The sequence below is a fragment of the Alteromonas sp. ASW11-130 genome, assembly GCF_026183735.1.
GTDB lineage: Bacteria > Pseudomonadota > Gammaproteobacteria > Enterobacterales > Alteromonadaceae > Alteromonas.
In genome coordinates this window covers 194,670-209,073 of the sequence record NZ_JAPFRE010000015.1, presented here as the reverse complement: position 1 = coordinate 209,073, position 14,404 = coordinate 194,670, and the positions used below count along the sequence as shown (strand labels likewise).

The window sequence follows — 14,404 nt, the reverse complement described above, 5'->3', positions numbered from 1 at the left end:
CTTAGTGCGCTCTAGTATTTCCATTCCTTTCATTATTTTTGTCAGTACAGGACTGGAAATTATTTTACTTAGATAGCAGAATCGTTGCCCTTAAGCAGTGTGTAGGAAAGGTGTGTGGCTAAAAAACGAAAGGACAATTTACCAAAGCCTCGTCGTTTACGAGGATTTTTCTTTAAGTTAATGTTTCTCGGGCTGGTGGTCTTCGCAGCCTACATGGTTTATTTGGACGCACAAATCAAACATACTTTTTCCGGCAATAAATGGGAAGTGCCAGCGCAAATTTATGCACGTCCATTAGTGCTTGAGAAAGGTTTAGAGATTACGCCAAAAGAGGTGCTTGAAGAACTTAAACTGTTAGGCTACAGAAAAGTTGCGTCGCCTGATTCAAGTGGAGAATATCATTACTCCAAAAACACACTGATCCTTCAACGCCGCGCCTTTCATTTTGCCGACACCAGGGAAGGTTTACGACACCTTCGGATAAACTGGCGGGGGGGCCGCATCAGTACCATTACCGATCATTCAGCAGGCCGCGAGGTGGGTAGTGTACGTTTGGAGCCATGGTTAGTTACCCGACTCGTGAGTAGCAGTCAGGAAGATCGTATGCTGGTCACTTTAGACACCGTGCCAGAATTGTTGCCCATAGCGCTTACGCTGGTGGAAGACAAAGACTTTTACGAGCATCACGGGGTAGCACCCTTGTCAATTTTACGTGCGTTAATAGTTAATATTAAAGCAGGACGTACAGTTCAAGGAGGAAGCACGTTAACTCAGCAGTTAGCCAAAAATTTGTTTCTTACCCGTGAACGTTCATTGGTAAGAAAGGTGAAAGAAGCGCTAATGGCGCTGCTGATAGATGCGCGTTATAGTAAAAACGAAATTCTGCAAGCTTATTTAAACGAGGTGTTTTTAGCCCAAAACGGTGAAATGGCCGTTCATGGAGTGGGGCTGGCTAGCTATTTTTATTTTGACCGCCCTGCAAATGAATTGAACCCCGGTGAAATCGCAACGTTAGTCGCGATGGTTAAAGGGCCGTCGTACTATAACCCCCGCCGCTATCCCGAACGCGTTATTGAACGGCGAAATCTGGTTCTACGGATACTCTTTGAAGCAAATAAACTCAACCGTACCGATTACAAACGCTATATCAATTCACCTATCGGGTTGGCTACGGGGGATAGCTTAGCGAAAGGAAAGCATCCAGCGTTTATGGATAAAGTAAAACGCGAACTTACTGAAATTCTTGCCGATCCGAATCTGCGAGATTCAGGCGTTAAAGTGTTCACGACATTGGACATTTACGCGCAGCGCCGGGCGGAAAAGGCGGTAAAGCAAACCCTTCAGAGCTTGCAAAAAGACCGAAAAGCGGCTTTACAGGCTGCAATGTTAGTAACGAATATCAGTAGTGGTGAAATTCGCGCCATTGTTGGGGGCAAAGACACTGCATTTAAAGGGTTCAACCGTGCATTAGATGCACGCAGACAAATAGGTTCATTAATCAAACCAGCGGTATATTTAACCGCTTTAGAAGATCCAACCACATTCAACCTCGCGTCGCCATTGGACGACAAACCGATTACTTTAAAAAGTACCGGCGGTAAAATGTGGTCGCCTAAAAATGAAGACAAAAAGTTTCGCGGCCAGGTGTCGTTAATACACGCTTTAACAAATTCCTTAAATGTCCCTACGGTGAATCTGGGCATGCAGGTGGGGTTGAACAACATTGCCCACACAGTTTCTCAGTTAGGGGTTAAGTCTGCTTTTCGCAAGGTACCCTCTATGACGCTCGGGGCAATGGCACTCAGCCCTATTGAAACTAATCAAATGTATCAAACGTTGTCTAATACAGGTCGTTACATTCCCTTACATACCGTTACCTCGGTGGTCAGTGCAAATAACCGTGTATTGTGGAAAAAGGCTGAATTCTATTCCCAACGTGTGGATGAAGGGGCCACTTATTTATTAAATTACGCCTTATATAAAGTTACCCAAGAGGGCACCGCTAAGCGTGTTGGTCAGAATTTCCCAAATATAAATATGGCGGGTAAAACTGGCACCACCGATGATTTTCGGGACAGTTGGTTTTCCGGCTTTGATCGTAATAATGTAGTCACTGTATGGGTGGGCAATGACGATAATAAGCCAATTAACCTTACTGGATCGGGGGGAGCGCTGCCGGTATTTATTAACTATCAAAAATTACAGCAGCCCAAATCTCTCTCTAGACGTTTTCCGAAGGGGTTAGGTATTGCTCATTTTGACGCTGCCACAGGAGCCGTAACGGTGGCAGGCTGTCCAAATAGTATGAGCGTACCAGCCATCTTGGATGCGCTGCCACCTCCAGCACAAGATTGTACGGGTAATCCGATCAAAAAAAGTAATAAGAAAAGCTGGTGGGACAAATTATTCGGTGATTAAGTGCGTGAGGGAAAAAATCCTCAGGAAAATGAGTCAATATTCAGTGGAAAAAAGCTTTTACTACTTACTACTTACTAGTTACTTCTTACTTATTTATTGTTGCTACCGAATATTGACTCACTAACCTAAGGTAATGGTCTTAGGGGATAGTGATGTATGTTTAAACTCTTTCGCATTAAGATGATATGTTTTTGGTCAAACTAATGTGGATTAGCATTAACACGGCGCACGATGGCTTGCACGCCGTTAAATAAAATGACACTGGCCAAATAAGCCGCTACAGGCGCTAACACTAAACCGAGCATTGCGATTGCGCTAATCATGTTGGCTGTTACGCGTCTGTATTTTTACGTAAATCAGCTTCTTTAAGCTGACGAACTGTCACCTTCGCCACCATGTTATTGTCTTGGGCTTTAGGTGAAAATTGGTGACTGGTATTGAGTACGTCGTTACGCACATCGGTGTTAATTTCCAGGCTCGTCAACGCCACCTCTTGTTGCAGTTCCGCATTAATAACGTGATTGAGTACATCACTGCTTTGGGGTTTAGCCATTGCTACGCCAGACGCAGAAACAACCAAAAGAGCAGATAAGATACGAGTTAAAGATGTCATTGATTTCTCCATTTTCATTGATTAGTTAACTGCTCTCCAACCTGACTACCTGGCAGTTATTGATTAAGTCGCAATATTTATAGCGATAGTTGTGCCAAGCGGAAAATAAATCGTAACAGATTGATAGTTAACGATTTATTATTTTTCCTTTAATCATGAGGTGTCAGGTAATGTGTATTCTGCACTAATAAGTGGCTGGAAAATAAAGGGGAGTGGTCAAATTGACCACTTGGTTGCTTTGAGTAGAATGGTGAAAAGTGAAAAGTGAAAAGTGAAAAGTGGAAAGTGAAAAGTGCAGTTCTGCGTCTATGAGTAAATAAAAACTGGAAGATTTTTTAATTGCGTGAAACTCTCTTAACTAATCCGGTCAACAACATAACTGCGCATCCCGCCGCGAATCCCACAATTGCATCAAATAATAGAGATATCACCAAACTAAAAGCTGGCATCCACTGAATGACAATTTCTGCAACATGGTGAATAAAGCCAATATTATGATTAAGAATGCCTCCACCAACCAGGAACATGGCGAGGGTGCCAACAATAGCGAGAAACTTCATTAATAAAGGGGCTGAAATTAATAGAGTGCGGCCGATAAAACGTTGAAAGCTGTTCCAGCTTCCATTAACTGACTTACGTAACATGTAAAGACCTACATCGTCCATCTTGACAATGCCTGCTACCAGACCATAAACGCCAATAGTAATGGCAATACTAAGCGCACTTAACACACCAACCTGGGTAATAAAATCGGCTTCCTGAACTGTACCCAAAGCGATAACAATAATCTCTGCCGATAAAATAAAGTCAGTACGGATCGCCCCTTTGACCTTTTCTTTTTCCATTGCAACCATATCAATATCACTATCGGCCAACGCTGTCAGACGTTTATCTCTTTCATTGGGATCATGTTTAACAAAGAATCTATGAATAACTTTTTCCGCGCCTTCGTAACACAAATACAACCCGCCAAGTACGAGTAAAATAGTGATGAGCGAAGGCACAAAAGCACTTATCAATAAAGCGGCGGGTACGAGAATAAGCTTATTGAGAAACGAACCTTTGGCGACGGCCCAGACAACGGGTAATTCCCGGTCAGGCTTAACGCCGCTGACCTGATTTGCGTTTAACGCCAGATCATCGCCCAGTACCCCCGCAGTTTTCTTGGCTGCAACTTTAGACATGACGGCTACATCGTCTAGTAAAGCGGCGATATCATCGATTAAAGCAAGTAAATTAGCTGCGGCCACGCGGAGAATCCTTGGTAATTTTTTTTAAGCATAAACAGCTTAGCAGTAATATGAAAGTAATTAGTCGCGTTTACTTTTTGTATTTATCAATGAATTTATCGATGTCACTTTGCCGCTCAGAACACGCCAGCGTCCCTCCGGTTATTCCACTAATGAATCCAATCACTTTATTTGCTCCTTTATCACAGTTAATTTTGTGGGTCTGGATAAGGGAGGTGGGTTCATCGTCTCCTTTACGAGGATCAACTAGCTTTGGAGAGACAAGCATTTGTCTGCGTTCTCGCCTGGCACTTTCAAGCAGCGCTTGGTGTTTTGCTGATTGAATGCTTTTCAGTGCAGAGCTCGGCGACAAATTAAGTCTGGCTTTAGGTTTTATGTCATCTGGCTTTTCTGAAGTAGTTGAAGTCGAGGGGGTGACGACAATGGGGGAGATAATTCGCGATTCAGGTACCTCTTTGGTGCGTGGGTTTGTCAGCAGCTCTGATGGCGGGACTGCTAGTGCTGGATCTGTTTTTTCATTCGGTCCAGAGGTCAGGTTATTTTCAGCCCGAGAAGGAAAAATCAATCTTGCCTTTATAGCCTCAGTCGGGCTGGCAATTTTGGGCACAGGGTTAGAGTGAAAAATCATCCCAATAGCGAACAAAAGCCCGTGTAGCAATAGCGATGCCGCCCAAAACCAGAGAGACTTTCGTTTGTGTTTAGGTTTCCGCTTCCGCTTATCTTCACTAAACCAATCGGGTGTAACCACGTGCGTGTCCATACATAACGCCTGAAAACTACTTCAAAGTAATGACGCCAAAAAGCGAAGTTAGTTCCGTTTCGTCAGTGCCTTATGGTGGTGCTCTCATGCTGGATTGCACCAAACAAGTGCGCGCAGTGTGACTAACTATGCGATATAAATGAATAAGTTGTTGATAAAACGATGTTTTATTTTCTGGTACAGCTTTTGAAAAGTCTTCCAGACTATGAACAAAAAATACTACCAACATCAACATTTTGGAGAGCACACCATGAAACTAGTCACAGCGATCATCAAGCCATTTAAGCTTGATGATGTTCGTGAAGCCATCTCAGAAATCGGTATCGACGGGTTGACCGTGACCGAAGTAAAAGGTTTCGGGCGTCAAAAAGGCCATACAGAGCTGTACCGTGGCGCGGAATATCAAGTCGATTTTTTGCCCAAAGTGAAATTGGAAATAGCGGTTCAAGCTGAACAGGTTGAACGTTTAGTTGAAGCTATCGTCGGCGCAGCTAAAACGGGCAAAATCGGTGACGGCAAAGTGTTTGTATACAATCTTGAGCACGCGGTACGTATTCGTACAGGCGAGTCAGACGGTGACGCAATTTAAGTATCGGCACAGGATCAGTTGGAGAAAAAATAATGGAAACAACATTTGAACTTGGATATGCGCTGGATACTTTTTACTTTTTAGTATGCGGCGCACTGGTGATGTGGATGGCGGCAGGTTTCGCGATGCTGGAAGCGGGCCTGGTGCGAGCAAAAAACACCACAGAAATTTTAACGAAAAACATCGCGCTTTTCGCCATTGCCTGCACCATGTATATGATTTGTGGTTATGGCATTATGTATGGTGGTGGCGACTGGGGGCTATTCTTAAGTGGCATTATGGGCGACGGCGCAACAGGTGTCGCTGAAGACCCTGCCACTTACGCTCCTTCTGCAGACTTTTTCTTTCAGGTCGTATTCGTTGCGACGGCGATGTCAATTGTATCTGGGGCAGTGGCCGAACGTATGAAGCTGTGGGCATTTTTAACCTTCGCGGTAGTGATGACAGGATTAATTTATCCGCTGGAAGGCTCTTGGACGTGGGGAGGTGCTTCAGTATTTGGTTTGTATGAACTAAGTGAGTTAGGCTTTTCAGATTTCGCAGGTTCAGGCATTGTACACCTAGCAGGCGCCTCAGCAGCACTGGCGGGTGTAATGATTCTGGGTCCACGTAAAGGTAAATACACGGCAGACGGAAAAGCGGTTGCTATACCTGGTGCCAACTTACCGCTGGCAACTTTAGGAACATTCATTTTGTGGATGGGGTGGTTTGGCTTCAATGGAGGTTCAGTTCTGGCTACCGCTACCGTAGAAAGTGCCAATTCCGTGGCAGTGGTATTTATGAATACCAATGCGGCTGCCGCGGGCGGCACTATCGCTGCACTTATTGTTGCGCGAGTCATGTTCGGTAAAGCGGATTTAACCATGGCGTTAAACGGCGCTTTGGCGGGCTTGGTGGCCATTACCGCAGAGCCTTCAACACCTACCCCGCTATTGGCTACCCTGTTTGGCGCGGCCGGTGGCGTGTTAGTGGTGTTAAGTATCGTGTTCCTCGATAAACTTAAAATAGATGATCCAGTAGGGGCAATTTCGGTACACGGTACTGTCGGTTTACTGGGGTTATTGTTAGTTCCAGTCACTAACGGCGATGTGAGCTTTAGTGGTCAAATTATCGGGGCGTTAACCATATTCGTGTGGGTATTTGCTGCTAGTTTGGTGACCTGGTTGGCGATTAAAGTAGCACTGGGTGTACGCGTAAGTGAAGAAGAGGAATATGATGGTGTGGATATGAGTGAATGCGGGTTGGAAGCTTACCCAGATTTTACTGGTGGACGTGCTTAGTTATTCAAAGAAAGCGCTTCACTAGAAGCGCTTTTTACTTTTTACTTTTTACTTTTGACTTTTTACTCTATTAGCGCTTCCAGAATCTTAATGCTCTGAGCTCTTTAATAAAGTCATTTCCCTTTGTCGAAGTTAACTCGATACAACCTTTATCCATCTTACTTTTAAGATTAGTTTCTTCAAATAAGGGCATCGTCGATTGCGTATAGCCGATAAACTTTTTATGAGCAAATGCGTCCATTAAAAAATCTTTTGCCTCAGGAATCTCGGCGAGTCTTTTCGCGCCGTCCTGCGAAGCAATAATCGCCACTGCATCGTAAAGAACAGATGGGCCGCCGTCGACCAACTGATCCCCTTTAACGTGATTTCCTTTGTCAGTCTTAACACCATTTACAGTAGGGGCTACCACTTCATACATGGCTCCTTCCTTTTCCAACGCATCTTTTACTGCTTCAAATGTATCTTCTTCCATACCATCTGTAGCGAGAATACCCAGTTTTCGTCCTTTAAAGGTATTAGGCGCATTTTTGAGAATGCTAAGCGCATCGGATACTTTAAGTTGTGTATTGGTCTCCATCGCAGCTTCGGCAGCTTCTGGCATTTCCTGTAAACCGAGATTATCGGCTACAGTTTTCGCTAATGTTTCATCCACGTTGAGTAGGTGAGACACCACTCTCTCGCGAATGGCTAATGTTTCCACCTTAGAAAGCTCAAATGTAAACGCATTTTGGATATGCATTTGTTCGACATCTGTTTGACTTCTATAAAATTGCGCCGCCTGGCTGTAATGGTCTGCAAACGTTTCGGACCGATATCTTAATTTGCTTCCAGATACGGGTTCGGCTGTACTCTCAAACCCCCTGTCAGGACACGCCCTGGGGTTATTTTCATCTCTGTCCCAGGAATTAGGCTCGTAGTTTACTCTGCCTTTAGGATTATGCATGGCCATATGACCATCTTGCTGCAGATGCCGGAAAGGGCACTTAGGCGCATTAATCGGCAGGTGAGTAAAGTTAGGGCTACCTAAACGTTTTAACTGGGTATCCAGGTAAGAAAAGTTTCTACCTTGAAGCAACGGATCTTCAGTAAAGTCAATTCCAGGTACGATATTTTGAGTACAGAAAGCGACCTGTTCGGTTTCGGCAAAGAAATTATCCACAACTTTGTCTAACACCATTTTTCCCACTAATTTGACAGGTACGTCTTCTTCAGGGATAAGCTTTGTTGCATCAAGTACGTCAAAATCAAATTTGTCAGCGAATTCGCGGTCGAATATCTGAACACCCAGCTCCCATTCAGGGTAATCACCCGCTTCAATTGCGTCCCACAAATCCCTGCGGTGAAAATCTGGATCAGCGCCATTAATTTTCAGGGCTTCGTTCCACACTACCGATTGCATTCCCAATTTGGGTTTCCAATGGAACTTAACAAACTTCTCGTCACCTTTATCGTTCACGAATTTAAAGGTGTGCACGCCAAATCCTTCCATGAAACGAAAAGAGCGTGGAATGGCTCTGTCTGACATGGCCCACATAATCATATGCATTGATTCAGGGGTTAAACTGATAAAGTCCCAAAAATTGTCGTGAGCGGTTTGTGCTTGTGGAAAGCCGCGATCGGGTTCTTGCTTAGCTGAATGAATGAGGTCCGGAAACTTAATCGCATCCTGGATGAAAAATACGGGAATATTATTACCAACCAGATCCCAGTTTCCTTCGTTAGTGTAAAATTTAACTGCAAACCCTCTTACATCACGGGCTACGTCTGGGGAACCTTTGTTACCGGCAACAGTGGAGAAGCGGACAAAAACAGGCGTTTTCTGACCTTTTTTCTGAAATAAATCGGCGCTGGTGACATCTGACAAATTGCCATAACTTTCAAAATGACCGTGCGCGCCGTACCCTCGTGCATGAACGACTCGCTCAGGAATACGTTCGTGATCAAAGTGAAAGAGTTTTTCTCGTAAAACATGATCTTCGATAAGGCCCGGTCCGCGTTCTCCCGCTCTCAATGAGTTTTGGTCATCACTGACCGGGCAACCCTGTGCGGTGGTCATAACCTGATCATCAGCTTCAGGCTTTTGGTGTAGTTCTCCTCCAGAGCCTTTATTACCTTTATATTCAAATGATTCTGCCATAGAAATTTCCTTCTTTGTTGGTAGGCTAAAAGCACAAAATCCCACACGTGCTAATCGTTCTACACAAGAAATAGCGGAAAAGTTTAATGGTTAAAGCTAATTACGTGCACCGAAAACACGATTAGATAAAGCAGGGACAACCATTCTTTATCTAAAATCGCTTGCTGGATAAATGAGCATAGATTTCATCCTGACTGGGCATCCGTTTAACACGTAAGCCAGCTTCATGATAATCTGCATTGATTAACCCTTCTTCAGCAAACTGTTTTAAATATTGTTCAAGAGGGTAGCGGCCCCATTTTCGCTTAAATACCGATGCGTTGTTTACAATATCAAACAGATGATTAATGGGGGGATCAAAAGTGGGATGATATTGATGTAATACTTCTTCGGGTATTAAATATAGGCTAAGGCCTTCTGCCTCACAGCGACTTGCGAAGTCCATATCACCCACGCCATATCCATGAAAAGCTTCATCAAAGCCCCCCACATCGTCAAAGTCTGCCTGATTTATAGCAAACGTAAGCGTACTGAAATTTTCAAAGCCAATATCATGGTTAAGCGGTAGCCAGGGTTTTGCAGGATCTTCTGCAGCCTGCGTTGTTAAAGCATGATAATCGCAATGTTCAGGTATGCTGTTTAAGTAACGAACTTGTGGCATAACAACCCGCTTTTTTTCCAGTGATTTAAGGAGGCCATCAAATAACTCGGGTGAACAGATACAATCTACATCCATGTAAATAATTTTGTCAGTAATACAGGCTTGAAATCCTTTATTTCTGGCTTTAGCTATGGGCAAAGGCTCGTTGGCAACAAACTTATGGTGGATAGCAAAGTGCTGGCTGGTCATCAACGACTCACTACATGGTGGTGCCATCCATACCACGATTAATTCTTTTGGACATAGATTAGCATTTTCGATACTGCCGATAAGGTTGGATAACTGTCGTAGGCGGCCTTTAACTATGGTGACAATACTAAATTCAGTTCGCATGTGATGTCCTCCTGAAATGGTGCATATAACCGACACCAATCGGAAAAAATGAAAGAAAAACACGCATAGCCTTAATTATCACGCACACATTCCTCCCGTATCGCTAACGTGTCTATTGCTTGATTCTGCTTAAGAAAAAAAGATGCCACAATTCGTCATAGTGGCTAAACAACAGTACCTCAAGCAATTTTCCCACACCGCTAAGGCAATAAGCGCGGTATATTGAGTACTTTTTGTGCTCAGGAACAATTTTCTACGTAATGAGCAACTACACTGTTCATTAAACTTTTTACATTACCAGTGCTGCCTTTAAAAAAGGCAAGGTTGCACCAATCTGGATGACGCCCAGGCTGGTATACTTGCTGCAACCGCCTCATAATGTAGGGGCTTAAAATAACAAAAGGTTTGCTATGCGTTTAATTTTGATTCTTCTTACTCTACTTAGTGCTGCTACTTCGATGGCGTATGACAGAGTGACAGGCGACATGCATGCGAGTCGTTCTGAAGTTCTTGCTCAACATGGTATGGCGGCAACCAGCCAACCTCTCGCTACGCAGGTGGCAATAGACATATTGCAAAAAGGTGGCTCGGCTGTAGATGCAGCTATCGCGGCAAATGCAATGTTAGGTTTAGTTGAGCCTACGGGAGGTGGCATCGGTGGCGACTTATTTGCCATAGTGTGGGATGCAGAAGAAAAAAAACTGATAGGGTTAAATGCGTCAGGACGATCCCCTAAAAATCTGACAAAAGCACATTTTACCGAACAAGGGCTTACCCAGATCCCGGCGTTTGGGCCATTACCCGTTTCTGTTCCTGGCGCAGTGGATGGCTGGTTTGCCTTGCATAAAAAATACGGCAAGCTCACCATGAGTAAGTTATTGACGCCCGCTATTCGCTATGCAAAAAATGGTTTCCCCGTTTCCGAGCTTATTGCTTATTACTGGAAAGTAAATGCTGGTCGAATAGGTAAATATGAAGGATTTGCTGATATTTACCTTCCCAATGGAAAAGTACCGCGAAAAGGTGATATTTTTAAAAATCCGGCCCTGGCCGCAACCTATGAAAAACTAGCCAGTGGCGGTCGCGATGCCTTTTACAAGGGTGATATTGCTCGCACCATCGCAGCTTACATGAAAGAACAAGGAGGCTTTCTAGATTACGAAGATCTGGCTTCCCATAAATCTGAATGGGTTACGCCAGTTTCGACCAACTATCGCGGTTACGACGTCTGGGAATTACCGCCTAACGGACAGGGTATAGCCGCGCTGCAGATTCTTAATATTCTGGAACAGTATGATATCGAAGGTATGGGCTTTGGTTCCGCTGAATATATTCATACCTTTGTTGAAGCGAAAAAACTGGCCTTTGAAGACCGCGCGAAGTATTACGCTGATCCCGCTTTTAATACAGTCCCCGTAGAGTGGTTAATTTCAAAAGAATATGCAAAGGAACGCCGCCAATTTATACAACATAAACATGCGGCAAAACGTTATGACGCGGGAATCTACCAGGGCGATACAGTTTATCTTACGGTGGCTGACGCGAAAGGCAATATGGTATCGCTTATTCAAAGTAATTACCGTGGCATGGGATCTGGTATGACGCCCACGGGGTTAGGGTTTATCCTCCAAAATAGAGGTGAGTTGTTTACCTTACAGGAAGGGCACTTTAATGAATACGAGCCTGGTAAGCGTCCGTTCCACACTATCATTCCGGCGTTTGTAACACGAAATAATAAGCCCTGGCTAAGTTTCGGGGTAATGGGAGGCGGTGCGCAACCTCAAATGCATGCCCAAGTGCTGGTTAACATTATTGATTTCGGCATGAACCTGCAAGAAGCCGGTGATGCACCACGAATATTACATAGCGGATCGAGTAGTCCCACGGGTGAGCTGATGATCGATGGCGGCGTTGTGAGCTTGGAATCCGGTATTGATGAACAAGTGAAGCGTACCCTCATGCGTTGGGGACACACGTTGCAACCAGTTATAGGGGCGTATGGGGGCTATCAAGCTATTGGCTATGATCCGCGTCGAAAACTCTATATTGGTGCGTCTGAAAGTCGAAAAGATGGACAAGCAGCAGGGTTCTGAGCCACACTAGGCGTATTCGCGCAAACAATAATAGCCTAAAGGCAAGCGGACCAAGCATGACTCAACCTCAAAAGGGCGTGTGCGCTGAACCTAATTTGCATGCTCAATACTTGTTATTAAATGTCGTCGATGACGATAGTCAGGCCGTGCGTGCAAAGCTATCGCGCGTGCTGGATATTTTCGACCACTATGAAAATGAGCATTATGAAGCCATGGTAACCGGAATGGTGGCTGTGGGAACAAATTACTGGCCTGAGCTATATCCGGGTCTTATCCCTACCGAACTTACTCCCTTTCCTGATATGCAATGTGATGATCGTAGTGCGCCGGTCATGCCGTGCGACTTATTTATCCAAATTCGTGCAGATCGATTAGATATTTGTCATGTTATAGGCGTGGAGATAGTAGAACTACTGCGTATTCATGTAGAAATGGTCGAGCAGGTTCGAGGTTTTCGCTATTTAGACGGTCGTGATTTAAATGGCTTTATGTATGGATACGATAATCCGCGTGGTATGAAACGACGGGAGATTGCCATTGTCGATGAAAGGGATCCTGACTTTGAAGGCGGCAGTTACGTTCATATCCAACGCTACCGCCATGATTTACGTCGTTGGTTCAGTTTATCTGAGCGCCAGCAAGAACAAATTATGGGCATGACGAGAGAACACAATCTTACTAGCACTGAACAAAACTCTTCATCCCATTGTGTTCGAGCAAACGCCAAAGACCCCGAATCAGATTTACCAGGGCTATTAAAACAAGGCATGCCTTATGGTGATATGAGTATGCAAGGTTTGTTTTTTGTTAGTTGTTCTGCCAGTGCAAAATATTTTAAAAACATGTTGCATAGTCAAATATTTGGGGTGGAAGAGGGAGAGTATGATAGGTGGCTCGACTACACTAGTGCAGAAACGGGCGCGGCATTCTTCGCACCCTCCGTTAATTTTATCAGGCAGCAAGCCCAGGTATAACTTGCTGCTATTGACTTATAGCTTGCTGAAAATATGTTCAGCAGCACTCACTGTCTCTTCAATTAACGCATCAGTATGTGCATAAGACATAAATCCGGCTTCGTAAGACGCTGGGGCCATATAAATTCCCGCCTCTAACATTCCATGGTAAAACTGCTTAAACTGCTCATTATTACAGTTAATCGCTTGTTGATAATTGGTTACTTTATCCAGATCGGTAAAGAAAATACCAAACATGCTACCAGCATGGTTAGTGGTTAATGGAATGCCATGCTTATTTGCAGCGGCTTGGAAACCCTTTACTAACTTTTCCGTCAGGTTGAAAATGTGAGGATAGAGTGATTCGTTTTCTAACTCTGCTAATGCGGCTAAGCCCGCAGCCATTGCAATAGGGTTGCCGGACAAGGTTCCAGCCTGATAAACCGGACCGGTCGGCGCGATATGCGTCAAGATGTCACGTTTACCACCGAAAGCACCTACGGGCATGCCGCCACCTATCACTTTTCCGAGACACGTGAGATCTGGCACAATTGAATAGTGTGCTTGGGCACCGCCGCGAGACACCCGAAAACCAGTCATCACTTCATCGAAAATCAGTACGCTGCCATATTCATCACACAGTGATCGCAAACCTTCTAAAAAGCCATCAACAGGTGGAATACAATTCATATTACCCGCCACAGGTTCCACAATAATGCAGGCGATATCGTCGGGATACTCCGAAAACATTTGTTTTACACTATCGAGATTATTAAATTCTGCGGTTAACGTGTGTTGAGCTACGTCGGCAGGAACGCCAGGCGAGCTCGGCACCCCTAACGTTAAAGCGCCAGAGCCCGCTTTTACCAACAATGAATCAGCATGACCATGGTAACAACCTTCAAACTTGATTAGTTTGTTACGAGCAGTATAGCCGCGCGCTAGACGAATAGCGGACATAGTCGCTTCAGTGCCGGAGTTCACCATCCGTACCATTTCCATCGAGGGCACCAGGGAGTTAACTTTCCCCGCCATCAATACTTCTGCTTCTGTAGGCGCACCAAAACTCAGGCCGTTTTCCGCTGCCTTGATCACGGCTTCTCGGATGGCACTGTGATTATGACCTAAAACCATTGGTCCCCACGACTGCACGTAATCGATATAACGTTTACCATCCACATCCCAAATATAAGGACCATCCGCTTTTTGGATAAAACGCGGGGTTCCCCCCACCGCTTTAAATGCGCGTACTGGTGAGTTTACCCCACCAGGGATAGTTTTTTGTGCTTGCGTAAATAGTTGTTCTGATCGCTGCAT

12 protein-coding genes are annotated in these 14,404 nt (G+C 44.7%); 5 read left to right on the top strand and 7 right to left on the bottom strand.

The genetic code is table 11. The features are described from left to right. Positions 1–114 precede the first annotated feature (114 nt). The gene (gene mrcB / locus OPS28_RS04020; protein WP_265608165.1) at positions 115–2,418 is read left to right on the top strand and encodes a penicillin-binding protein 1B; all 2,304 of its coding nucleotides are present in this window, start codon (positions 115–117) and stop codon (positions 2,416–2,418) included. A 200-nt stretch (positions 2,419–2,618) separates the two neighbouring features. On the opposite strand, the gene OPS28_RS04015 is transcribed toward mrcB, so the two are convergent. The 4 genes from OPS28_RS04015 to OPS28_RS04000 all read right to left on the bottom strand — a co-directional run bounded on the left by OPS28_RS04015 (position 2,619) and on the right by OPS28_RS04000 (position 5,041). After that, on the bottom strand, positions 2,619–2,741 hold the full coding sequence (locus OPS28_RS04015; RefSeq protein WP_265608164.1) for a hypothetical protein: 123 nt from the start codon (positions 2,739–2,741) through the stop codon (positions 2,619–2,621). Positions 2,742–2,749: 8 nt separating this feature from the next. Continuing rightward, positions 2,750–3,031 carry a hypothetical protein gene (locus OPS28_RS04010; RefSeq protein WP_265608163.1) on the bottom strand — a complete coding sequence of 94 codons (282 nt, stop codon included), beginning with the start codon at positions 3,029–3,031 and terminating at the stop codon, positions 2,750–2,752. A 335-nt stretch (positions 3,032–3,366) separates the two neighbouring features. Continuing rightward, the gene (locus OPS28_RS04005) at positions 3,367–4,281 is read right to left on the bottom strand and encodes a DUF808 domain-containing protein (protein ID WP_265608162.1); all 915 of its coding nucleotides are present in this window, start codon (positions 4,279–4,281) and stop codon (positions 3,367–3,369) included. Between the two features lie 70 nt (positions 4,282–4,351). Further along, positions 4,352–5,041 (bottom strand): hypothetical protein, encoded by a 690-nt coding sequence (locus tag OPS28_RS04000; protein ID WP_265608161.1) that lies wholly within the window; start codon positions 5,039–5,041, stop codon positions 4,352–4,354. Positions 5,042–5,291: 250 nt separating this feature from the next. Between OPS28_RS04000 and OPS28_RS03995 the strand changes: the two genes are divergently transcribed. Both OPS28_RS03995 and OPS28_RS03990 read left to right on the top strand, forming a co-directional pair. Further along, complete coding sequence (locus OPS28_RS03995) at positions 5,292–5,630, top strand: P-II family nitrogen regulator (protein WP_265608160.1); 339 nt, start codon at positions 5,292–5,294, stop codon at positions 5,628–5,630. 32 nt (positions 5,631–5,662) lie between these two features. After that, positions 5,663–6,910, top strand: a complete 1,248-nt coding sequence (locus tag OPS28_RS03990; protein WP_265608159.1) for an ammonium transporter — start codon at positions 5,663–5,665, stop codon at positions 6,908–6,910. Between the two features lie 70 nt (positions 6,911–6,980). On the opposite strand, the gene OPS28_RS03985 is transcribed toward OPS28_RS03990, so the two are convergent. Both OPS28_RS03985 and OPS28_RS03980 read right to left on the bottom strand, forming a co-directional pair. Then, positions 6,981–9,047, bottom strand: coding sequence for a catalase (locus OPS28_RS03985; RefSeq protein WP_265608158.1), 2,067 nt, complete (start codon positions 9,045–9,047; stop codon positions 6,981–6,983). 151 nt (positions 9,048–9,198) lie between these two features. Then, complete coding sequence (locus OPS28_RS03980) at positions 9,199–10,041, bottom strand: glycosyltransferase family 2 protein (protein WP_265608157.1); 843 nt, start codon at positions 10,039–10,041, stop codon at positions 9,199–9,201. A gap of 410 nt (positions 10,042–10,451) precedes the next feature. Between OPS28_RS03980 and ggt the strand changes: the two genes are divergently transcribed. Beyond that, complete coding sequence (gene ggt / locus OPS28_RS03975) at positions 10,452–12,134, top strand: gamma-glutamyltransferase (RefSeq protein WP_265608156.1); 1,683 nt, start codon at positions 10,452–10,454, stop codon at positions 12,132–12,134. Positions 12,135–12,190: 56 nt separating this feature from the next. Further along, positions 12,191–13,108 (top strand): Dyp-type peroxidase, encoded by a 918-nt coding sequence (locus OPS28_RS03970; RefSeq protein WP_265608155.1) that lies wholly within the window; start codon positions 12,191–12,193, stop codon positions 13,106–13,108. Positions 13,109–13,123: 15 nt separating this feature from the next. Here the strand turns inward: OPS28_RS03970 and hemL are convergent, their stop codons facing one another. Beyond that, positions 13,124–14,404 (bottom strand): glutamate-1-semialdehyde 2,1-aminomutase, encoded by a 1,281-nt coding sequence (hemL, locus tag OPS28_RS03965; RefSeq protein WP_265608154.1) that lies wholly within the window; start codon positions 14,402–14,404, stop codon positions 13,124–13,126.

What these genes read in the sequence shown, in the direction of transcription:
- ggt (WP_265608156.1), top strand. Translation starts at nt 10,452, where the DNA reads ATGCGTTTAATTTTGATTCTTCTTACTCTACTTAGTGCTGCTACTTCG.
- OPS28_RS03985 (WP_265608158.1), bottom strand. Translation starts at nt 9,047, where the DNA reads ATGGCAGAATCATTTGAATATAAAGGTAATAAAGGCTCTGGAGGAGAA.
- OPS28_RS04010 (WP_265608163.1), bottom strand. Translation starts at nt 3,031, where the DNA reads ATGACATCTTTAACTCGTATCTTATCTGCTCTTTTGGTTGTTTCTGCG.
- OPS28_RS04015 (WP_265608164.1), bottom strand. Translation starts at nt 2,741, where the DNA reads ATGATTAGCGCAATCGCAATGCTCGGTTTAGTGTTAGCGCCTGTAGCG.
- OPS28_RS04000 (WP_265608161.1), bottom strand. Translation starts at nt 5,041, where the DNA reads ATGGACACGCACGTGGTTACACCCGATTGGTTTAGTGAAGATAAGCGG.
- OPS28_RS03970 (WP_265608155.1), top strand. Translation starts at nt 12,191, where the DNA reads ATGACTCAACCTCAAAAGGGCGTGTGCGCTGAACCTAATTTGCATGCT.
- OPS28_RS03990 (WP_265608159.1), top strand. Translation starts at nt 5,663, where the DNA reads ATGGAAACAACATTTGAACTTGGATATGCGCTGGATACTTTTTACTTT.
- hemL (WP_265608154.1), bottom strand. Translation starts at nt 14,404, where the DNA reads ATGCAGCGATCAGAACAACTATTTACGCAAGCACAAAAAACTATCCCT.
- OPS28_RS03980 (WP_265608157.1), bottom strand. Translation starts at nt 10,041, where the DNA reads ATGCGAACTGAATTTAGTATTGTCACCATAGTTAAAGGCCGCCTACGA.
- OPS28_RS03995 (WP_265608160.1), top strand. Translation starts at nt 5,292, where the DNA reads ATGAAACTAGTCACAGCGATCATCAAGCCATTTAAGCTTGATGATGTT.